This window comes from Pseudomonas fluorescens, assembly GCF_000730425.1.
GTDB classification, from domain to species: Bacteria; Pseudomonadota; Gammaproteobacteria; order Pseudomonadales; family Pseudomonadaceae; genus Aquipseudomonas; species Aquipseudomonas fluorescens_X.
The window spans coordinates 3,084,126-3,107,325 of record NZ_CP008896.1 but is presented as its reverse complement, the minus strand read 5'-3'; the positions used below and the strand labels follow the sequence as shown (position 1 = coordinate 3,107,325).

The following is a 23,200-nucleotide window of genomic DNA, read 5'->3' as shown; positions in this document are numbered from 1 at the left end:
AGAGCGCTTCATGAATACAGAGAGCTTCGTGGATAACAATACCCCCGGCAAACACTATGTGCTGGCGATCGACAACGGCACCCAGAGTGTCCGCGCGCTGTTGTTCGACCTGCAGGGCAACCTGTTGGGCAAAGGCAAGGTCGAGTTGCAGGCCTACTATTCCAGCCAGCCCGGCTGGGCCGAGCAGGACCCGGATTATTACTGGCGCAAGCTGGGGGAAGCGTGCCAGCAGTTGTGGGCGCAGACCGGCGTCGACCGCAGTTTGATCCGGGGCGTATCCCTGACGACCCAGCGCGGCACGCTGATCAATGTCGACGCCCAGGGCCAGGCGTTGCGCCCGGCAATCCTCTGGCTCGACCAGCGCCAGTGCGAGCCTGAGGGCGGGATCAAGGGCCCTTGGGGTTGGCTGTTCAAATTGATCGGCGCCGAGGCCACGGTGGACTACTTTCGCGCCCAGGCCGAGGCCAACTGGATTGCCCAGCATCAACCGGATATCTGGGCTGCCACTGACAAGTTCCTGCTGCTCTCGGGATTCCTCAGCCATCGCCTGACCGGGCGTTTTGTCGACTCGGTGGGGTGCTGCGTGGGCTACTTGCCCTTCGACTTCAAGCACCTGCGCTGGGCCGCACCCCGGGACTGGAAATGGCAGGCCCTGGCGGTGCGCGCGGAGCAACTGCCAAGCCTGCACAAACCAGGGGAAGAACTGGGCCGCATCACCGCCGAGGCCAGCCGCCATACCGGGATCCCCGAGGGCCTGCCACTGATTGCCGCGGGCTCCGACAAGGCTTGCGAGGTGCTCGGTTCCGGCGTGGTGGAGTCGACGACCGCCTGCCTGTCCTACGGCACCACGGCGACCATCACCACCACGCGCTCGCGTTATCTGGAGATTGTCCCGCTGATCCCGCCTTATCCGGCGGCGATCCCCGATCACTACAACTGTGAAGTGATGATCTATCGCGGTTACTGGATGGTCAGCTGGTTCAAGAACGAGTTCGGCCTGCGAGAAATGCAGCAGGCCCGCGAGCAGGGCCTGGAGCCGGAGCAGTTGTTCGATGCGCTGGTCAATGCAGTGCCGCCCGGCTCCATGGGCCTGACCCTGCAACCCTACTGGTCGCCGGGCATCCGCGAGCCGGGGGTGGAGGCCAAGGGCGCGATGATCGGCTTTGGCGATGTGCACACCCGGGCCCATATCTACCGGGCAATCCTTGAGGGCCTGGCCTATGCATTGCGTCAGGGCAAGGAGCGTATCGAGCGCCGTTCGAAACTGTCGATCAAGCGTTTGCGCGTAGCCGGTGGCGGATCCCAGAGCGACGCGGCGATGCAGCTGACTGCCGATATCTTTGGCTTGCCCGCCGAGCGTCCACATGTCTATGAGGCGTCCGGGCTGGGGGCCGGGATTGCCTGTGCCGTGGGGCTTGGGCTGTATCCGGACTTCGAGACGGCCATCGCGGCCATGACCCGCACCGCCGAGGTCTTCATGCCCCGGCCCGAGGCGCAACAGCTGTACGAACGCTTGTACCGCGAGGTCTACCTGCACATGTATCGCCAGCTCAAGCCGCTGTACCAGAGCATCCGCGAGATCACCGGCTACCCGGCGTAGACCCCGCGCCCATGCAGGTGCGGGCTCAGCCCAGGTCCGCGGCTTGGCGCTATTGGAGAGTTTTTTTGGCAAGATCGGACAGTGTCGGGGCATACCCGGATTGTTAGGCTGAACGCATCTACAACAAGAGCGTAAAGCCATGAAGTTGCCGTCGTTGCTGCTGTGCCTGGGGCTGTGGAGTCTGTCACCCGGGGCCGGCGCATGGTCCAATCACAGCGTGGGCAGCTACCTGGCCTTGCAGCAGTTGCCCGCGTTGCGCGAGGCGCCCGAGGTGCCGGTCGAGTCCCTCGAAGAGTTTGTGTCCCAGCAATATTCAGGCCTGGTGGCCTTGCTGGACGAGCAGGAAAACTTCGCCCGCAGCCACTTTCCCGACTACCCGCCGCGCCCCGACAACCTGCGCCTGGTGCCACAACCCGGGGCCGATCTGCGCCGGGACTTTCTCATGGCGCTGCGGATCAACCCGCAGATCCACCTGGCCCAGGTGATCCAGCCCATGCCTGGGGAGAGCCTGGCGGGGCGCCCGCAGGTCAAGGCCGTTGCTGTGATGGTCGAGCAAACGCTCTCGCCGTGGAATCGCCAGCGCTTTATCCAACTGCAGCCAGGGCAGAGCGTTGCGCCGCTTGCGGTGCTGGCAACCGCCGCGGACGAGCCGGACTACGGTCACGATATCAATCTGTTCAGCGATAACCCGGGCGAGGTTGGCGCCTTGTATGGCTTCGGTGAGCAGTCGTTTGGCGATGCGCGTTTCCAGTACAGCTCCCAGGCGCCGTTCCATATGGGCTTCTTCCACGAGCGCGCAGTGGTTTATGTTGCAGCGCCTTTTTTACTGCGCAACTGGCCGGACTGGCGGGCCTACCAGTACTTCGGCCTGGCGCGTTTCGCCTTCGCCAATGGCCATCCCTATTGGGGCTATCGCTTCCTGGGCTGGGGCATGCACTACCTGCAGGACCTGACCCAGCCTTATCACGCCACCACGCTGCCGGGCGATGACCTGACCAGCATGCTGCTGATGGAAGGCAAGGCCCTGGCCGGCTACGACAGCGACAAGCGAGCGGCGATTGAGCGTGTCGCCACGCGCCACAATGAGGTGGAGCGCTATCAGTTCGCCTGGCTGCGCCATCTGCTGCTGACGGGGGCGAGCAACCCGATGCTGGTGGCCTATGCCGACACCTCCCGGGACGCCGATTACCCCGCCTATTCGGCTGACTATCTGCGCCAGGTCGTCAGCGCCGAGGCGGATGCCCAGGCGGTGGCGTTCGACGAGGCCATCGGCCAGTGGCTGGCCACGCCCGGGGCGATCCAGAGCTTCAGTGCGGGCAACCAGTTGTCCGCCGAGCGCTACGATCATGCCCGGCTCAACGAACAACTGGTGCAACTGCTGCGCCACTTTGGCGCCCACAGCCGCAACTACGTCAGGGCCGGCCTCGATCGCCCGGCGCCGGCGCAGTGAAACAACAAAACATCGCAGTGCAATAACAACAAAAAAGGTTGCAGGGGAGAGACGGCAATGAGCACGACAGTGCGCGCGCAAGGCTCGGGATCCGAGGGTAAATGGTCCATCAAATCCACTGGGGCTGGCGTTGGCCTGATGGGGCTGCTGCAACTGTGCAGCGGCGGGGGCGTGCAGGCCATGGAATTCAGCCTGCTGGACAACCAGGTCACCGGCTCGTTCGACAGCACCCTGTCTTATGGGCGCCTGTGGCGGGTCCAGGGGCGTGACAAGGGCAACGATGACGTCAACACCAACGACGGTAATCGCAACTTCGATACCGGGCTGGTTTCCGAGGTGTACAAGATCACCTCGGAGCTGGAGGCCAACTACCAGAACTACGGGCTGTTCGTGCGTGGCACGGGGTTCTATGACACCCAGATCATGGACAAGCGCAACGATTACTATCGCAACAACAACCCGTCGCAACCCAGCCAGAGCCATCCGCGGGATGACCGCTTCACCGACCAGACCCGCGACATCGCCGGTAGCCGCGTGGAGATCCTCGACTCCTATATTTATGGCAACTGGGACGTGGGCCAGATGCCCCTGACCGCGCGCCTGGGGCGCCAGGTGTTCAACTGGGGCGAGGGCATTTTCTATCGCGGCGGGGTCAATACCACCAACCCGGTGGACGCCGCCAAATACCGCCTGCCGGGGGCCGAGGTCAAGGAAGTGCTGATGCCGGTGGAGGCCATCAGCTTCAATATCGGCTTGAGCGACAACCTGTCGATGGAGAGCTTCTACCAGTGGAACTGGAAAGAGACCCGCATCGATCCGGTCGGCACCTTCTATTCCCAGAGCGACCTGTTCGCGGATGGCGGCCGCACGGGCTACAACAACTTCAGCGGCAGCGCCCTCGATACCCCGACACCTATCGGCGGCAACGTCATCGGCCTGTACGACGCCCTGGGCAACAACCCCATGCTTGGGGGCATGCTGCGCAGCACCGGGCTCTATGCCAACGGCATGACCCCGGCCTACGGCAACACCCTCAAGGTGGCGTCCATCGGCAAGGACTACAACGCGCGCAACGATGGCCAGTTCGGCTTCGCCTTCCGTTACATCGCCGAGGAACTCAACAGCACCGAGTTCGGCCTGTACCTGGTCAACTACCACGCCAAGGAGCCGACCATCGCCGCGGACCTGGCGGGTTACAAGGGTATCGACATGGCGGCGCTGACCAGCATGCTGTCGTCGGTGGCCGGCAGTCAGGCGGCGGCCTTGGCCAACGGCCTGGCAACGGTGGACGTGATGGGCAATATCCAGGCGCACCGGCGCTATGCCGAAGATATCCGCATGTACGGCTTCAGCTTCAACACCACCCTGGGCAAGGCCTCGGTGTTCGGCGAGCTGGCCTACCGGCCGAACCTGCCCATTGGCGTTGCCGCCACCAACGACTTGATCGGCGACCTGGCCAATGGTGCCGGCGCGGCGGCGGGCGGGCAGTTCATCAATGTCGGCGGGCAGATGGTCAACCTCGCCAGCCAGATCGACAACTCCGAGCGCGTCGAGGCGTTCAATACGTCGGTGGGCAGCATCTATAACTTCGGCCCGGGCCTGAGCTTCGACTCGCTGTTCGGCGTGTTTGAACTGGCCTCCGAGCACCTGCGCGGCAGCAGCCTGAAGTACCAGGCCTACGACGGCAGCACCCGCTACTACGCGGGCAGTGGCAATACCTCCTATGTGTCCGGCGGTGATCGTGATGACCAGGTCAGCCGTGACTCATATAGCTATACGGTGATGTTCAACGGTACCTGGAACGACGTGTTCGCCGGGGTCAACCTGTCGCCCTACGTGGTCTACAAGGATGACTTCAAAGGCAACTCCTACCAGGCCGGCAACTATATCGAGGGCCGCAAGGCATACACCCTGGGGCTCAAGGCCAACTACCAGAACAAGCTGGAAGCCGAGTTGCAGTACACCGAGTTCTTCGGTGGCGGCCAGAACAACGTCATCCGTGACCGCGACAACATTGGTTTCAACCTCAAGTACTTCCTGTAAGCCGCTGCCGTGCTGCGGCGCGAAGGCGTTCGCCCGCCCTCGTTTATTTGGAGATTCGCCATGTTCCACGCACCTCGAATGTTCACCGCCAGCCTGGCCCTAGCCCTCGGCCTGGCCGCTGGCAATGCGCTTGCGCTCTCACCCCAGGACGCGCAACAGCTCAAGGCCCAGCTCACCCCTCTCGGCGCCGAGCGTGCGGGCAATGCCGCCGGCACCATCCCGACCTGGGAGGGCGGCATCACCCAGGCCCCCAAGGGTTATGAAAAGGGCAAGCACCATGTCGACCCGTTTGCCGGCGACAAGCCACTGTTCACCATCACCAAGGCTAATCTGGAACAGTACAGGGCCAACCTGACGGCGGGCGAGATCGCTTTGTTCAACAGCTACCCCGACAGCTTCCAGATGCCCATCTACCCAAGCCGACGTTCCGGCTCGGCGCCACAGTGGGTGTATGACAACACCTTCAAGAACGCCACCAGCGCCAAGCTGCTGGACGGTGGCACCGGCTTTGCCGATGCCTTTGGTGGCGTGCCGTTCCCCATTCCGCAAAACGGAGTGGAGGCATTGTGGAACCACATCACTCGCTATCGTGGGACCTACGTGGTCCGTCGCGCCTCGGAGGCGCCCGTGCAGCGCAATGGCAGCTTCGCCCTGGTCACGGCGCAACAGGAAGGGTTGTTCAACTACTACCGCCAGGGCGGGCAATACGCTGATCTGAAAAACATCCTGTTCTACTACCTGACCTTCGTAAAAAGCCCGGCCCGCCTGGCTGGTGGCGCGACCTTGGTGCACGAGACCCTCGACCAGATCAAAGACGCCCGCCAGGCCTGGATCTACGACGCCGGCCAACGTCGCGTACGTCGCGCGCCGAACCTGGCCTACGACACGCCGATCTCATCCTCCGATGGCCTGCGCACGGCGGACGACACCGACATGTTCAACGGCTCACCGGACCGCTACGACTGGAAGCTGCTGGGCAAAAAGGAAATCTATATCCCCTACAACAACTACAAGGTCGCCAGCGCCGACGTGAAATACGCCGACCTGCTCAAGGTCGGACACCTCAACCCGCAATACACCCGCTACGAACTGCATCGTGTGTGGGTAGTCGAAGGCACCCTCAAACCGACGGCGCGGCACCTGTACTCCAAACGCGTGCTGTACCTCGACGAAGACAGCTGGGGCGCAGCCGTGGTTGACCAGTACGACGGCCGTGGCGAACTGTGGCGTGTGTCGATGGCTTACCTGAAGAACTTCTACGATTTGCCGACGACCTGGAGTGCATTGGATGTGTTCCATGACCTGCAGGCGCGGCGGTACTACGTGCAGAATCTGGATAACGAAGAACCGCAGACGGTGGACTTTGGACAGGCGATTCCTGAGGACGCTTACTTCATGCCGTCGGCGTTGCGGTTGCGGGGCACTCGGTAGTCAAGAGACTGGGGTGTTTGGGAGAGCTGCGTGGGAGGGCGTGGCTCTTGGTTTGCCAGTGCCTGGCTCTCTGGGTTAGTTAGGCTGGCAGGGCGCTTTTAGATGGGGTTGGATTACTTTGGGTAATTAAAAAGCCGGCTTGTGGGCGGCGTTATTGTTTGAGTGTGGCCTTATTTTGCTGGGGTGTGTGGGGATTACTATTTCTGTCCCCCCATTTATCCCCCCACTGCACCAATGCGTGCGCTTATCCGTTCAAGCTCGTGGCTGGCGTCGTCGCTGTCTGCACTTATGCAGTCGAGCTCCCATTGGGTTGTGATTTTGAATACGTTGCAATTTGCCGGCGAGTAATACGTGATATTACTCCCTGGCTCCATGATAATCCCCTCAGCTCGCATAATGGGATTCCTCCAAATGGAACTGATCGACAACATCAACACCCTGTTTGGTGAAAGCCTAAAGGGTACGCTCAAGCCGGGCTCGAAGCTGAAGATTGCCGCCTCGTGCTTTTCGATCTACGCCTACGTCGCGTTGAAGAACGAGCTGGAGAGCATCGACTCCCTGGAGTTCATATTTACCTCGCCGACTTTTGTGCTCAACGAGGTGAGCGACACGATCAAGAGGGAACAGCGCGAGTTCCATATTCCCAAGGCCGAGCGCGAGCGCAGCACCACTGGAAGTGAGTTTGAAATCCAGCTGAAGAACCAGCTCACCCAGAAGGCGATAGCCAGGGAATGTGCTGACTGGATTAAACGCAAGGCCAAGTTTCGCTCCAATCGAGGCCAAGCGCCCATGCAGCCCTTTGCGGGCGTGCAAGGCAAAACCGGCGACAGCGTCTACATGCCTTTGCAGGGCTTCACTGCCGTGGACCTGGGTTACCAGCAGGGCAACGCCGTATCGAACTTTGTCACCAAAATAGATGAGCCAAGTGTTACCGCGACTTTTCTCAATCTGTTTGATCAGATCTGGAGCGACACAAGCAAACTGGAAGATGTGACCTCACGACTGTGCGACCACATTGCCTCGGTTTATCAGGAGAATGCCCCTGAGCGCATCTACTTCTTGATGCTCTACAACATCTTCCGTGAGTTTCTGGAAGACATTAATGAAGACGTGATGCCCAATGACCGTACCGGCTACCAAGACAGCCTGATCTGGCAGAAGCTGTTCAACTTCCAACGTGACGCCGCCACCGGTCTTATCAACAAACTCGAAACCTACAGCGGCTGCATTCTTGCCGACAGCGTTGGCCTGGGTAAAACCTTCACTGCGCTGGCGGTGATTAAGTATTACGAGTTGCGTAACAAGTCGGTGCTAGTGCTCTGCCCGAAGAAGCTGGCCGACAACTGGCTGAACTACAACCGCAATCTTAAAACCAACATCTTCGCCAAGGATCGTTTCAACTACGACGTGCTCTGCCACACAGACCTGACCCGCACCCGTGGCGAGTCGTTGGGCATTCCGCTGGATCGCGTCAACTGGGGTAACTACGATCTGGTGGTGATCGATGAGTCGCACAACTTCCGTAACAACGACATCTATAAAGACAAAGAGACCCGTTACCAGCAGCTGATGAATAAGGTCATTCGCCAAGGCGTGAAGACCAAGGTGCTGATGCTCTCGGCTACCCCAGTCAACAACCGTTTCAGCGATTTGCGCAACCAGTTAGCCTTAGCCTACGAGGGCGACAGCGACAACCTCAGCAAGAAGCTGCGCACTGAAAAGGACATCGACAGCATCTTCCGTCGCGCCCAGGCAGCCTTCAATGTTTGGACCGGTCTGCCACCGGAAAAGCGCACTGCGGCGGCGATTCTCAGCACCCTTGATTTCGACTTCTTCGAGCTACTCGACAGCGTCACCATTGCCCGCTCACGCCGACATATCGAGACTTTCTACAACACTGCCGATATTGGCAGTTTCCCTGAGCGCCGCAAGCCGCTGTCGTTTCATTGCCCGTTGACTTCGCGTAATGACGTCATCGGCTTCAACGAGATCTTCAACCAGCTGTCTCTGCTTAAGCTCGCCGTGTACGCGCCAGTTAGTTATATCCTACCCAGCCGGCTGAAAAAATACGAAGAGAAGTACGACACCGAAGTGGATGGTGGAAAGGGCAAGCTGAAGCAGGTCGACCGCGAGAGAAGCCTGCAAGCGCTGATGACCACTAACCTGCTCAAACGCCTTGAAAGCTCGGTAGAGTCTTTTCGCCTGACCCTGAAAAATCTGCAAAACACGCATCGGAACGCGCTGGATAAAATCGCCACTTTCAAGAAAACCGGCCTTGTCAGCGATTTCGCCGACGTCACAGCGGCCTTTGAAGATGCCGATTTTGACGACGACAACTTGCCGTTGCCTGGCGACATCACAATTGGTAAGAAGATTCAGATCAGCCTGGAAGACATGGATGTGCCGTCCTGGGAGCAAGACCTGCAGGGAGACCTGATCTTCATTGAAGAGCTGCTGGCTGAAATGGCCAAGGTTACACCGGCCGACGACGCCAAGCTGCAGCACCTGAAAACCCAGATCACCAGCAAATTGGCCTCGCCGATCAATCCTGGCAATCGGAAGGTGCTGATTTTCACCGCCTTCGCCGATACCGCCAATTACCTCTACGACAACCTGGCTGAGTACCTGCTGAGCACTCAACAGGTGCATTCCGGCAAAGTCACCGGCAGTGATGCGCCCAAGTCCACCCTTGGAACTATGCCAGGCAGCCGCCAGACTTATGACTTCCAAGGTTTGCTGACACTGTTCTCGCCGCGTTCGAAAGAAAAAGCGCTGATTTACCCGGACGAGCTGCGTGAAATCGACATTCTCATCGGCACTGACTGCATCTCCGAAGGTCAGAACCTGCAGGACTGCGACTACCTGATCAACTACGACATTCACTGGAACCCGGTGCGTATCATCCAGCGCTTCGGCCGTGTGGATCGTATTGGCTCGCAGAATGCCAGTATCCAATTGGTCAACTACTGGCCAGACATTAGCCTCGACGAGTACATCAACCTCAAAGAGCGAGTTGAAAACCGCATGATGATCGCTGACGTTACGGCCACCGGCGACGACAACGTGCTCAACGCCCAGGCCAACGACGTGGCCTACCGTAAAGAGCAACTGCGACGTTTGCAGGATGAAGTGATCGAGATGGAAGATATCAAGACCGGCGTTTCTATCACCGACCTTGGTCTCAACGATTTCCGCATGGATTTGCTCAATTACATCAAGGCCAATGGTGAGCTGAGCAGCGTCCCTAGCGGTATGCATGCGGTGGTCCCGGCGCAGCCTGCAGCGGGCTTACTACCCGGCGCCATATTCACCCTGCGTAACCGCGCCTTGGACGGCAAGTCGCATGGCGTTAGCCTCGACCGGCAAAACCGTCTATATCCGTATTACTTGGTCTACATCGGTAACGATGGCCGCATTATTCACGACTACACCGAGGCCAAGCGTTTGCTGGATCTGGCACGTAGTGCCTGCAAGGGCCACGATCAGCCGATTCGTGACGCCTACCAACTGTTCAATCAGGCAACTGAAGACGGTCGTAATATGCACGCCTACTCCAACCTGCTCGACCAAGCGATTCGCTCGATGATCGACGTGAAGGAAGAGAAGGATATCGACAGTCTGTTCAGCGGCGGTAAGACCACCGCGCTGGTCGACACCATCGCTGGGCTGGATGATTTCGAGCTGATTACCTTCATCGTTATTCAGGGCACGGTATGAGCCAGGCTTCAGTTACGCCTGCACTGTTTAGTTTTCCGCCGCAGGCCAAGGTTGGCCGCGTGGTGGCGAAGAGCAAAATCTACGAGCGTGGTTTTGTCAGCTCGACACTGCGCGATAAATTCGTTGCCCAGGTCGAGCAAATCACCTGGCAGTACAAGCTGGCCCCGGAAACCATCAATCTGCCGGCGCGGGGCGGTGTGGTAGAAATTCAGATCTTCGACATCGCACTGAAAACCGCCGAATTCGATGAAGAAGTACTGCGCGCCATCGACCGCGCTATCCCACTGCCGATCATCTTTCAGTTGCACCATAAGCAGCGCACCCGCATGGTGGCGACCTTTAAACGTCCCAGCGAAGCCGATGCCAGCAAGCGGGTCATCGATGGCTACTTCGCCGGAGCTTGGTTGGCGGCTGATGCCGAGCGTCAGCCCTTGCCGGTGGCGCTAGATCTGTATGGCCTTTACGAACAACTGCTGCGCAGCGTGCTGCCGCATCCAGCGAGGCCCAGAGAAAGCCTGCCAGAACAGCTGCAGCGATTGACCCAGCTGCGCAGACTGCATGGCGAGCAGCGCAAGCTGGAGGCCCGCTTGCACAAAGAAATACAGTTCAACCGCAAAGTAGAGCTCAACGCTCAATTGCGGGAGCTGAATGCCCAAATTGATCAGTTGAGCGCGTAAGCGCCAGTTCGTACCCAAGAATTCAAGAATTACAGGACGTCCCATGGACACGCTGAAGATGCACTCTAAAAACCTGACCGAAGCCAATATCGACAAGCTGGCTGAGCTGTTCCCCAATTGCATCACCGAAGCGTTGGATGCCCAGGGCGATTTGAAGAAGGCCGTCGACTTCGACCTGCTGCGTCAGGAGCTGTCTTCTTCCATTGTTGAGGGACCGCAGGAGCGCTATCAGCTGAATTGGCCGGGGAAGCGTGAGGCGCTGCTGGCAGCGAATGCACCGATTGCCAAGACATTGCGCCCGTGTAGAGAAGAGAGCGTTGACTTTGATACCACGCAAAATCTCTTTGTCGAGGGGGATAATCTCGATGCGCTAAAATTACTCCAAGAGGTTTATCTCAATAAAGTCAAGATGATTTATATAGATCCTCCTTACAATACTGGAAATGACTTCATTTATGACGATGATTTTTCTGAGGACGCGGAATCATATCTCAGGAAGTCAAATCAGAAAGACGAAAGACGGAGTCCGTTAGTTGCGAACTCTGAGTCCAATGGACGATTTCACTCTGCCTGGGTGAGTATGATTTACTCTCGGCTAAAGCTAGCGAGAAATTTATTGCGACATGATGGGGTTATATTTATATCTTTAGATGATGGTGAAATTGCTAACCTTAGAAAGGTTTGCGATGAGATTTTTGGTGAGGCTAATTTCGTAGCGCATATTGTGTGGCAGAAGAAATTTTCTCGCTCTAATGATGCGGCTTACTTTTCTACGATGCATGATAATATTCTCTGTTATGCGAAGAACTCAATTTCAAATGACTTATCTGGTTGGAGGTTAAACCTGCTGCCAAGAACAGATGCCGATAATGACGGTTATACGAATCCAGATAGTGATCCGCGTGGCCCATGGACTTCCGTTGTGTTGTCGGCCAAGTCGGGAAGTGACAAACTCAATTATGTAATTAAAACGCCGAGCGGTCGTGAGTGTAGTCCGCCAGATGGTAGGTATTGGAGTGTTAATAAAGAAAAATTCAATGATTTAGTACTGGATAATCGGATATGGTTTGGTAAAGGGGGGGAGGGGGTGCCTCGGCTTAAGACTTTTTTGTCCGAGGTTCAAGCGGGTTTGCGCCCAAATACAATTTGGTTTCATGAAGAGGTTAGTCATAACCAAGAAGCAAGGCAGAGTTTGAAAAAGCTGTTTGATGGTAAAGCGTTTTTTGATAGCCCAAAACCAATATCTATTTTGAAGCGAATGATATCTATTTCATCGGCCAATAAAGATGAAGTTTACCTTGATTTCTTTTCTGGATCCTCTACGACAGCGCACGCGGTAATGGAGTTAAATGCGGAGGATCAAGGCACTAGACGGCATATTTCAGTTCAAATTCCTGAGGCGTGCGATGCGGGTAGCGAGGCCTTTAAAGCCGGTTATGGAACTATTGCTCAAATAAGTAAGGAAAGAATTCGGCGAGCAGGCAAAAAGATCAAGGTTGAGTGCTCTGGCATGGAAGGTATTGAGCAGCTCGACATTGGCTTTCGGGTGCTGAAAATCGACACCTCCAATATGAAAGAGGTGTACTACACGCCGGATGCAGTGAGCCAGGATCTGCTCTCCGATCAAATCGACAATGTCCGCGAAGACCGCACCTCCGAAGATTTGCTGTTTCAGGTGCTGCTAGACTGGGGCGTGGATCTGGCCCTGCCGATCAACCAGCAAGTTATCGCCGGCAAGACCGTGTTCTTCGTTGACGGTAATGCACTGGCCGCCTGCTTCGATATAGGTATCGACGAAGAGTTCGTCAAACAGCTCGCAGGACATAAGCCGCTACGTGTGGTGTTTCGCGACGCCGGCTTCGCCAGTGATAGCGTGAAAATCAACGTCGAGCAGGTGTTCAAGCTGCTTTCGCCAGCTACCGAAATTAAGACGCTTTAAGGGGCTGATATGGATGCTCAAGCCATGCAGGCACTACTGGACTCCTTGATTGAGTGTTGGGAAAACGAGGTAGTGGAGTTCAAGCGCGCCGGGAACGATTACTCGACCGACGCCATAGGCAAGTACTTCTCTGCCCTGGCCAACGAAGCCAATTTGCGTAATCAAGAACGTGCCTGGCTGGTATTCGGTGTGGATAACCACAGTCGTAAGGCTGTGGGCAGCGATTACCGGCCTAAGGCGGAGAATCTGCACAGCCTGAAAATGCAGATTTCTGCTGCCACCGAGCCGAGCATCACCCTGCGTAATATTCACGAACTGCTACTTACCGAAGGGCGCGTATTGCTGTTCGAGATTCCGGCTGCTCCGTTGGGGATGCCGATTGCGTGGAAGGGGCATTACTACGCACGTGCTGGTGAAAGCCTGACCCATCTGGGTTTAGACAAGCTTGATGAGATTCGCCGCCAGGTAGGCGCGGCCGACTGGTCGGCGCAAGTAGTCGCTGGTGCTACCTTGGCGCATCTAGACGTTGCCGCGCTGTCTAGGGCGCGAGAGTCTTTCGCGAAAAAGTATGCCAACCGCTTTGCGGCGGATGACGTCATGAACTGGTCAGTTGCCACTTTTCTCGACCGCGCCAAACTGACCCGCGACGGCCAGATCACCCGTACAACGCTTCTATTGCTTGGCAAATTGGAGTCGGCGCACTTGTTGTCGCCGCATCCCGCCCAGATGACCTGGAAGCTGGAAGGCTCAGAGCGTGCTTATGAGCACTTCGGGTTACCGTTTCTGCTCAATAGCAGCGGCCTGTATCAGAAAATTCGTAACATCCAGATTCGCATCCTGCCGGAAGACCAGTTGCTGGCTATTGAACTGGCCAAGTACGATCAGAAAATTGTGCTGGAAGCGCTGCACAACTGCATTGCGCACCAGGACTACAGTCGTAATGGCCGAATCATTGTGACGGAGTTTCCTGATCGGCTGGTGCTGGAAAACGACGGATCGTTCTTTGAGGGACAGCCAGCGGACTACATTGCCGGAACCAAAACCCCAAGACGTTACCGTAACCCGTTCTTAGCTCAAGCCATGGCCGAACTGAACATGATCGACACCATGGGTTATGGCATTTATGAGATGCACCTTGGTCAGGCCCGGCGTTTCTTCCCCATGCCGGACTATGACTTATCCGAGCCACAGGCGGTGAGGATGACTATCCATGGCCGCGTTGTAGATCCCGCTTACAGTCGGCTGCTGATCCAGAAGACCGACCTTGCCCTTGTCGACATCCTGGCGTTAGACCGTGTGCAGAAAAGACTGCCGCTGGATGCCGCGATGGTGAAACACTTGCGCAAGGCTGGGCTTATCGAGGGCAAACGGCCCAATCTGTACGTTTCTGCTACGGTCGCCAAAGCAACAGCCAGTAAAGCCGACTACATCCGTACCCGTGGACAGGATGACGCTTTCTACAAGCAGATGATTCTCGATTTGTTGACCAAATTTGGTTCTGCTACCCGCAAGGATATCGACCAGTTGCTCAGCAACAAGCTCAGCGATGCTCTAGATGATGCGCAGAAGGAAACCAAGATCGGTGGTTTACTCACCAGCTTGCGACGTGCCGAGCGCATTAAAAATTACGGCTCGCGCAAGGCGCCAGTCTGGGTGCTTGCAGAATAAATGCAGAATAAATCATCCTGAGTTGCAGGATAAATGCAGAATAAATTAACGGTAAGTAGCTGATCCTAAAGGGCTAGACGCCTTGATTCTTACTTGCAATACCCTTGGGTCAGTCAGGAATTACGCATGAAACTGAAGTTTAAAGTCCAGCCCTACCAGACCCATGCGGTAGACGCCTTTGCCGACTGCTTTGCCGGCCAGCCAAAATCCTCGGGCGTGAGTTATCGCGTCGACCCTGGAGCTAAGCCTTTCGCACCGGCGGCACCGCAACAGATCGACCTGCTCGGTGCGAAGACGATTGAGCCTACTGAGGCTGGCTTCAAGAATGCAGAGCTAGCGTTGAACGTGGCGCAGTTGCTGGGAAACATTCAAGGCGTACAACGCCGGCAGAACCTACCGTTATCGGCGTCGCTGGCTAGCGACAAACATACGGGTTGCACCATCAACCTCGATGTTGAGATGGAGACGGGCACTGGTAAGACCTATTGCTACATCAAGAGCATGTTCGAGCTGAACAAACGCTTTGGCTGGAGCAAGTTTATCGTCGTGGTGCCGAGTATTGCCATCCGCGAGGGTGTGTACAAGTCGCTGCAAATCACTGCTGAGCACTTTCTGGAGAGCTACGGTAAGAAGGCGCGTTTCTTCATTTACAACTCCAAGCAATTGCACAACTTGGAGAGCTTTTCTTCGGATGCCGGCATCAACGTAATGGTCATCAACGTGCAGGCGTTCGCCGCCCGTGGTGCCGATCAGCGCCGTATCTATGAGGAGCTGGATGACTTTCAGTCGCGCCGTCCTATCGATGTGATCAAGGCTAACCGACCAATTCTCCTTCTCGATGAGCCGCAGAAGATGGAAGGGGCCAAAACGCTGGCGTCCTTTAGCGAGTTCAATCCGCTGATGATTGTGCGCTACTCGGCTACGCACAAAACCGAGTACAACAAAATCCACCGCCTTGACGCGCTGGATGCTTACAACCAGAAACTGGTTAAAAAGATCAGCGTGCGCGGTATTACGGTCAAAGGCCTGACCGGGACCAATGCTTATTTGTTCCTGCAGGACATCGAAGTCTCGACCAAATCGCCTGTGGCGCGGGTGGAGATCGAGATCAAGCAGAGCAGTGGTATCAAGCGCGTGATGCGCAAACTCGGCCGCAACGACAATCTGTACGACCTGTCCGGTGGGCTGGATCAGTACAAAGATTACGTGGTTGCCGATATCGACGCCCGTATCGACACGCTGAGCTTTACCAACGGTGTGGAGCTAGTTGCCGGGGAGGTCGTGGGCAACGTGGATGAGGCCGCCATGCGCCGCATCCAAATCCGCGAGGCGGTGAAGGCACATTTTCAGAAAGAGATGATGCTGTTCAGCAAGGGCATCAAGGTGCTGTCGCTGTTCTTCATCGATGAGGTAGCTAAATACCGCCAGTACGACGCAACCGGCGAATTGCCCGGCGAGTACGCTCAGATCTTTGAGGAGGAGTACAACGCCTACCTCACCGACGTGATGACGCTGGAAGACACACCCTACAACCGCTACCTCAAGGGTATTCAGGCTCGCCAGACCCATAATGGCTACTTCTCTATCGACAAGAAAAGCAAGCGACTAGTCGATCCCTCAGTGGGGAAAAAAGCTACTGAGACCGACGACGTGGATGCCTACGACCTGATCCTCAAGGACAAAGAACGCCTGCTGTCGCTCGACGAGCCGGTGCGATTTATCTTCTCCCACTCGGCTTTGCGCGAAGGCTGGGATAACCCCAACGTCTTCGTTATTTGCACCTTAAAGCACAGCGATAACAGCATTTCCCGGCGCCAAGAGGTGGGTCGTGGCATGCGCCTGGCCGTCAACCAGCTGGGTGACCGTATGGATGACCCGGCCACCGTGCACCAAATCAATGAGCTGACGGTGGTGGCCAGCGAAAGCTACAAGGACTTCGTTGGCGCACTGCAGAGGGATATCAGCGAATCGTTGTCGGCCCGGCCACGTGAGGCCAACGAGAATTATTTCAAAGGTAAAGTTTTACAAACTCTAACTGGCGACGTTGAGGTCTCTGCGCAACTGGCCAAGCAGATTTACAAATACCTGCTGAAAAACGACTACACCGACGACAACGATCAGATCACCTTGACCTACCACGAGGCCAAAAAACAAGAGCAGTTGGCAGAGCTACCGGCCGAACTGCAGCCCTATGCAGCCCAGGTGTTCCAGCTGATCGATAGCGTCTTCAGTGCGGCGCAAATGCCTGAGATTGGCGATGACCGCAAGGCCAAGATCAACCCCCTGAACTCGAACTTCGAGAAGAAGGAATTTCAGGCACTGTGGAACAAGATCAATCGCAAGGCTGCTTACACGGTTCACTTTGAAACCGATGAGCTGGTGGGCAAGTGCGTGGCGGCCCTGGATACTGAGCTGCGGGTTAAACCGATGCAGTACATCATCGAGCGCGGCAGCCAGCTGGAGAATGCCAGCTTCGACGATATGAAGAGCGGCACAGCCTTTAAGATCGCCGAAAGCTCGACCGAAAAGTACAACCACTCCGTTCATTCGGCGGTGAAATACGATCTGATCGGCAATCTGGCCGAGGACACCCAGCTAACACGCAGCACCATTGCCAGCATTCTCAAAGACATCAACGTGGCGGTGTTCAGCCAGTACAAAACCAACCCGGAAGACTTCATCGCCAAGGCCGCTATGCTGATCAACGAGCAGAAGGCCACGGCCATCGTCGAGCACATTGCCTACGATCCGGTGGGTGAAACCCATAGTTCGGACATCTTTACTGCCGAGAAGCCCAAGGATGATTTCAGCAAGGCTTTCGAAGCCAAGCACCACGTCTACGACTATGTGTTCACCGACTCCAGCATCGAGCGTAAATTCGTCGAAGAGCTGGACGCAAGCACAGAGGTGGTGGTCTACGCCAAACTGCCGAAGAGCTTCTTCATCCCGACCCCGGTCGGCAATTACAACCCCGACTGGGCCATCGCCTTTCAGGAAGGCAACGTGAAGCACATCTACTTCATCGCCGAGACCAAGGGCTCCATGTCCACGCTGGACCTACGTGCTATCGAAGCTTCAAAAATCGCCTGTGCACGCAAGTTTTTCGCCAAGATCACCTCAGAGCAGGTGAGGTACGACGTGGTGGATGGGTATGGGAAGTTGATGGAGTTGGTGAAATAATGAAAGCAACTGAAGCCAATCTGCTTAAGTTCCTTCGTAAATCGCCACAGCCTGCCCGGCAACATCCTGCAGTATTTTGACGTTAGTGCCCTAACGCGAGAGCGCCAAGGCGACTACCTATATGCCCCAAAAGTTGGGGCATAAGGCTCACACTGTGTGTGACCTCTGGGGCTATCGGGTGTGCGAAAAGTCGATTGATAATATGCGGCGATTGGACGAAAGAGCAGGCCGAGGAAGCCCCGGCCTGCTGGTATTGCGGGTTCAGGCGGAATGGACAATTAGAGGTGATGCCGAGATAAGGTAGAATTAGGACATTTGCGTCGCAAGCGGATGATCTATAAAAGTTTTATAGTAAACCACTCTAGGTTTCACTGATGGATGGGCGCAAACCTCGACCTTTCCTTGCACGCCTGTCGCGTGGTCTCTGGAATTTTCAATTCCGATAAGTAGATGCAGCGGCAGACCAAATGAGTGAATTTTCCCCTTATCTCGGCATACCCCGCTAGACAGGGCACGCCTGGGCTGGGCATCGATACGAAATGCACTGCATGTAAGCGGAGCTAGTCTATGTAGCTGCAGCTATAGCAAGTGAGGGCAACCACATACTTAATCTTGAGATGGTCACATAGCGTGCGCCTGTTCCTCGGTAAATATTTCTGAAATCCATCCACCGCGAGTGGATTCGACGCTCTGCTTTCATAGCATTCGCCTTAGTTTGAAACTCCAGAGCAATAACACAATCAGAAAGCTGGACAGTTGTTTCGAGGTTGATTGCTTTTACGAACTGCATGTCGGGAAGCCCGACTCTAGGAATCAAAATCACCCAACCTTTCGTTCTGCCTTTAGCGACAGTCGAGGTCTTAGAAATATCTACCGTTGAGCCAGCAATTACTACCTTTCGTATATCTGTGGAATGTAGAAAGGGTACTCCAGCCGGATCACTAACGTTCAAATGAACTGGAAGACTTCCGCGTAAGAGCGTCGCGGGGACGACGACGCTGCTAGGCTTCATCTCTTGCAGTGAAGAACGATGACGGCCTGGAGAAATTTGAACGACTGAAGCCTGTACCCTTGCGCCGTGAAATGTACATCGCTTCAGCTCAGCAATTTTTTGAAACTGATAATTCTCCTCCAATGTCTGGCGAGCAAAATGGTCTGTTTCGGAATAGAGCAGAGACTCCGGCGCTATCACAATTGCGCCCAGACTCGGCTGAAACAGCTCAAAGCTTCTTAGCAAATGAGCCATGGCGATGCTTCCCTTCATCTCTTTGCCGGCGAAGCAGATGTCGACAGACTTCTTTTTTCCGTGGCTGAATGGAGGGTTGAGTACTAGCAGGTCGACGGCATTTCGCTTCGATAGGACATCAACGGGGTCATTATGGAGCAAGTCGCCTACCGACAAATGCCATTCAGGCCTTCTTAAGCGCAGCTGGGATATAGCATCGACGTCTCGGTCTATTCCGAAGGATTGGACTGGTCCGAAAACGGCATTCGCGGCATCGAGTAGCCGACCTGACCCACAGGTCGAGTCCGCGCATGTTTTGGGTAAAAAGGGAAAATTCGCCCGCTCCAAAGCGCTCATCGCGACGTTCTCTGGGGTGTAGTACCTATCCATATCAATAGGCATGGAAGTCCTCAAAATCATAAATATGGACGATCCCCACGCCGGAGGTTCGTCCGCTTTTCTTAACCGGGTAGTCGAACATGATTTCCGTCGTCTCAGCGTATTTTATAGCGAAAAGTATGGAGCCGATTGCGTGTGGTTTGGTGCCGACGAGGGCCAAGTATATATAGTGGTCAGGGTAATCTCTACGGATCTTGTTCAATGCATTAAATGCCTCAAAAGGGCAGCTTGCACGAGCGTATCTGACCTCCGAATGAGCTCGATACTCGTCCAGAAACATTCGATTGCAGCCGACCGTGAACGCCGGATATTCGAGCTGAAAGCCGGGGACCCCCACAATTGGGATCACTTTTGGGGTCGGATCCAACTGGGATGCAAGATGTTCGGGTCGATTGCCCTCAAAGCCTAGCATCGCGATGAACAAGCATTTTTCTTCGTCTTCCGGCCCCGCTAACTGCACGAAACCGGGCAAAGGCGACAACCCTTCAAATGTAACGCTTAAATCGAAAATGGCGGATGAGGCTGGGCTCGGGTGAGGCGTGTAGGATTCGGGCTCGGCGTATAAAATGCGTGTCCGAATCTTCTGCGAGTATGCACTCTTCAGAAGCGGAGCCCAGATGTTGTGCGACAGCCCGGTAACGTCTATCAATATCTGCTTCGCGATAAAGATATCATTGATCGCATCTTCGTCCCTGAGGGATACGGTTTTTTCCGTTCCGTCATGAGTAACTAGGATGCTTTCTTTGTCGATGTTTTTGATAAAAATAATGCGCTTTGGATCGGAGGTGTGGATATGTTCCCACAAAGGAAGTCTGTCTCTGTACTCAGCTGAGTCAGCAGCCGATATTATTACTTCGTCAGCATTTATATCTGCTATGGTTATGTTCTGGAAGCGCTTGGTATTTAGCGACGGCGTAGGCATCGTAATCATTTCAATTCCTCGTCGTCATAGAACGCGGAGAATAGTGCGAGCTGCTCGGGAAGCTCCTCCTCAGATGTTTGCGGCCTATCATCTAGGAGTGTAGAGATGGCCCGAGAAGGTCGATTTTCTAACACGCTTATGAGAGTAGATGCCTCAATTGTCATTCGCCTTTTCTTACGATGGGATATCTCGAAAAACGCGCTGAAGATCCGGTGCAGACGATATTCATCATCTCGAAGCTCTGAGCTGCTGGTGGACTTAGTCCTAGGGTCGGACTCGAAAGCTAAGTGGCCAACGCCTTCTTGGAGTAACTCATGAACTCTGCTAGCTTCCGCTGGGCTTCCAGAAAGCACAAATGATGTAACTTCTGGGGTCTTTCCACTTGGTGCTCGAGCTAGTTCAAAAAAGACTTTACCAATTGCGAGAACAAGTCGTTTCAGCTGGACGCCGTGGTCTGCAAGTCCCTCCAGTTGATTGAGTCGTCTCTTTCCGACCTCTCTTGCCGCGAGCGTCTGAGATTTCGGGGATATTGTTAAAGGCGACTGTTTCGACGATTCTTCGTCCAGTTGATAACTGATGGCTGTATCGATCAGCTCCAGAAAATATCTAATATTTCCGGCTGCTAGCGAAAGAAGGGTTCGTTCTCCGCAGTAGTACTTTCTGATTCTTGCTCCTTTACGACCTTTCGACAACCAGAAAAGGCTAGCATAACCATGGTTGCCAAGCCTGGTCTTCCATTCAGTCTCGTTGTTGTACCAGTCTTGAGCGAGATCTTTTAACGACCCCCCCTCGCTTTCCTGCCAATATTTCAAAAAGTAAAGTTCGCCCTTCGACTTTTGTTGAAAGAACTCTATGTTTTTACTACCGTCTAACTCGGACAGAATGGCTGCGGCCACGCGGTCAGCGCCTAGAACTACGGCCTCTTCAGATAGAGATAGTTCTTGCAAGAACTCGCGGAGGTTGCTAGGGACTACAGCTCCGACGCTTTGAGCGTACCTTAATCTTAATTCCGCAACGGCCTTCGCGAAAAACTCGAAGCCCTCATCCGCAATCTCAATCTCGAGACAGTCGTCGGGTACTCTGAGTAAATCTTGGCCATCAAGCGTCTGTCTATTTCGTAGTCCATTTTTCCGGACGCCCATTTTGTAGGAAAGGGGCGGCTCCGCATGTTTTATATATGTATTAAGTATAGCCTGTTGATAATCAAGTAGATTTTCATACTCGTCGATACAGCAAAAAATTACTCTATCACCTAGCAAACCTTCTGCTCTTAATACCTCCGCAAAGGTTCGCAGTGGGGCCTCTGCCATGGATAGCGTTATCCCCATGTCTTTGAGCGGGTTGTTCACTTGCAACTGGAGAGACGATATGGATTTTTTTATTGTGCTCTTGAGTCGGACCAGTGTTTCACAGTCCTCCAAGCCAAGTTCATTAGATATTGTGCTGAGATGTTCTTCAGATAATTTTGAGCCCAGTCTAACTTCTAGCCAGGAGGTGAGAGTAACGAGTTCGCTGCAAACGATGAGATTAAAATAGTGGGCAAAAAGCTTTGACCATCGCTCCTCGTTGATACCACTTCCTGTGAACGCTCGGACACGATTCTTATTCATACGAACAAGAACGCCAAGATATTCTTGATCAGCGAAGGTCTGACCTTCTCCTTCAATTCTTTCCAGCATTGAGTCGTACCGCAGCGACTGGAGTGCAGTGGTTTTTCCTGTTCCGCGACCACCAACGAGAAAACATGGACGCATGACTTCAAGTTTGCCAAGATAGGTCGGTGTTACAAACAAATCCTTGAAATTAGCAGAAGGCCACTCAGCTCGGTTGTCGCCGAATAGCTGCCGTAAGACAGCATTTGGATTAAGCTCGCTCAATTAGTGGCTCCCAGTTGTTCGACCCCGGCGACCAGAATATCGGTAGTGTAGCGTCGGGTATCGAATGTTCAAAACCAAACATCAGTCCCCGCTGTTTATACCCGAACATCAAATAGTTCTGGTTCGTAGCTATATAATGTTCAGCGGGCGTTAAGCGTGTGCAGTATTTAGACAAAAACCTTAGAATTGGCGATCTCATGCTCGTGTTAGAGTCAAAAACACCCTGAAGGGTTGATTTTTGCTCAAGCACATGAGTGGCATATACTGCAACTGTTGGAGCTTGATTGTTTATATTTTTCAAGCCGAAGTCAGTTGTTACCAATGTCACATAAATTGCCGTGAAACCACTGATAGCGTTTGCTTTTTCAAATGACTTACTTGATTTGTCAACAGTCTTCCATGTGGATAAAAACTGATCGCCTGAGCCAACGAAATCATCGATGAAAACAACAGTCTTTCCATCGTAGGCGTGCTGAAGTGCGTCATCTGTATCCAAGATGAAGCTGTCATTCAAGTGAAGCAGCTGACGTGCCTTACGGCAAAGCAAATAGCCTGAATCGGTAGGGTTTGGATGCTCTCCCTTCACGGGCGTAAGGATTGCCGAGCCCAGGGCCGCTACGAGATCGTTTCCCCTTGGTGCTGAAGGGCCCTTAGGCATGCCGTCTCCAATCGAGTTGTAAGAGGCGACTAACAAAGCATCTGTCAATGTTCTGTTATAGAAAGTGAATTTATCCAAGAGAAATGCGGCCACGTGCGCATCTTGCTCATCGAAATTCATCAGCCAGGCGCGCGGGCGCAGCGTAGGCTCCGACGGCCATAGCCCTGCACGCTTGAGGATATCGCACTTAGCTAAAATCTCTTGGACTTGGGTATCTGCACGCAAGGGTGATCTCCATTTATCCTCGCTGCAGTTCGAGGTGCGCCGCTACCAATTCTGACGACTGCATCCATGTCCAGAAACGACGAAATAACACTTGGCGGATTCAGCGCGCGTATGGAAATTCTTAGCTGGAACAACGCTCGCATTTCCAATGCCGCTGGACATTTTAGGCTAGCAAAATGCTATCTAGCC

At 54.8% G+C, this 23,200-nt stretch carries 13 protein-coding genes; 9 read left to right on the top strand and 4 right to left on the bottom strand.

Going from position 1 to position 23,200, the window contains the following annotated elements:
• Window positions 1-10: 10 nt before the first annotated feature.
• The 9 genes from HZ99_RS13730 to HZ99_RS13685 all read left to right on the top strand — a co-directional run bounded on the left by HZ99_RS13730 (window position 11) and on the right by HZ99_RS13685 (window position 17,705).
• Window positions 11-1,600 carry an FGGY-family carbohydrate kinase gene (locus HZ99_RS13730; RefSeq protein WP_051903160.1) on the top strand — a complete coding sequence of 530 codons (1,590 nt, stop codon included), beginning with the start codon at window positions 11-13 and terminating at the stop codon, window positions 1,598-1,600.
• A 139-nt stretch (window positions 1,601-1,739) separates the two neighbouring features.
• Window positions 1,740-3,050: a phospholipase gene (locus HZ99_RS13725; RefSeq protein WP_038443687.1), complete on the top strand. Its 1,311-nt coding sequence runs from the start codon at window positions 1,740-1,742 to the stop codon at window positions 3,048-3,050.
• 138 nt (window positions 3,051-3,188) lie between these two features.
• A complete protein-coding gene (locus HZ99_RS13720) occupies window positions 3,189-5,093 on the top strand; it encodes a DUF1302 domain-containing protein (protein ID WP_051903159.1) in 1,905 nt (634 codons plus the stop codon).
• Between the two features lie 60 nt (window positions 5,094-5,153).
• A complete protein-coding gene (locus HZ99_RS13715; protein ID WP_038443685.1) occupies window positions 5,154-6,524 on the top strand; it encodes a DUF1329 domain-containing protein in 1,371 nt (456 codons plus the stop codon).
• A gap of 411 nt (window positions 6,525-6,935) precedes the next feature.
• On the top strand, window positions 6,936-10,241 hold the full coding sequence (locus tag HZ99_RS13705; RefSeq protein WP_038443682.1) for a helicase-related protein: 3,306 nt from the start codon (window positions 6,936-6,938) through the stop codon (window positions 10,239-10,241).
• On the top strand, window positions 10,238-10,918 hold the full coding sequence (locus HZ99_RS13700; RefSeq protein ID WP_038443681.1) for a DUF4391 domain-containing protein: 681 nt from the start codon (window positions 10,238-10,240) through the stop codon (window positions 10,916-10,918). The genes HZ99_RS13705 and HZ99_RS13700 overlap by 4 nt, the downstream gene beginning before the upstream one ends.
• Before the next feature lie 43 nt (window positions 10,919-10,961).
• Window positions 10,962-12,857: a site-specific DNA-methyltransferase gene (locus tag HZ99_RS13695; protein WP_038443679.1), complete on the top strand. Its 1,896-nt coding sequence runs from the start codon at window positions 10,962-10,964 to the stop codon at window positions 12,855-12,857.
• A 9-nt stretch (window positions 12,858-12,866) separates the two neighbouring features.
• The gene (locus tag HZ99_RS13690) at window positions 12,867-14,525 is read left to right on the top strand and encodes an RNA-binding domain-containing protein (protein WP_038443677.1); all 1,659 of its coding nucleotides are present in this window, start codon (window positions 12,867-12,869) and stop codon (window positions 14,523-14,525) included.
• A gap of 126 nt (window positions 14,526-14,651) precedes the next feature.
• A complete protein-coding gene (locus tag HZ99_RS13685) occupies window positions 14,652-17,705 on the top strand; it encodes a type III restriction-modification system endonuclease (protein ID WP_038443675.1) in 3,054 nt (1,017 codons plus the stop codon).
• Between the two features lie 565 nt (window positions 17,706-18,270).
• On the opposite strand, the gene HZ99_RS13680 is transcribed toward HZ99_RS13685, so the two are convergent.
• Genes HZ99_RS13680 through HZ99_RS13665 form a run of 4 tightly spaced genes read right to left on the bottom strand, consistent with a single transcriptional unit; the run spans window position 18,271 to window position 23,011 of the window.
• Complete coding sequence (locus tag HZ99_RS13680; protein ID WP_038443673.1) at window positions 18,271-19,332, bottom strand: methyltransferase; 1,062 nt, start codon at window positions 19,330-19,332, stop codon at window positions 18,271-18,273.
• Entirely contained in the window at window positions 19,322-20,260 is a 939-nt protein-coding gene (locus HZ99_RS13675; RefSeq protein ID WP_051903158.1) for a hypothetical protein, read from the bottom strand. The genes HZ99_RS13680 and HZ99_RS13675 overlap by 11 nt, the downstream gene beginning before the upstream one ends.
• Entirely contained in the window at window positions 20,257-22,128 is a 1,872-nt protein-coding gene (locus HZ99_RS13670) for a hypothetical protein (RefSeq protein ID WP_038443670.1), read from the bottom strand. Before HZ99_RS13670 ends, HZ99_RS13675 begins: the two co-directional genes overlap by 4 nt.
• Window positions 22,115-23,011 (bottom strand): hypothetical protein, encoded by an 897-nt coding sequence (locus tag HZ99_RS13665; protein ID WP_038443667.1) that lies wholly within the window; start codon window positions 23,009-23,011, stop codon window positions 22,115-22,117. The genes HZ99_RS13670 and HZ99_RS13665 overlap by 14 nt, the downstream gene beginning before the upstream one ends.
• Window positions 23,012-23,200 lie beyond the last annotated feature (189 nt).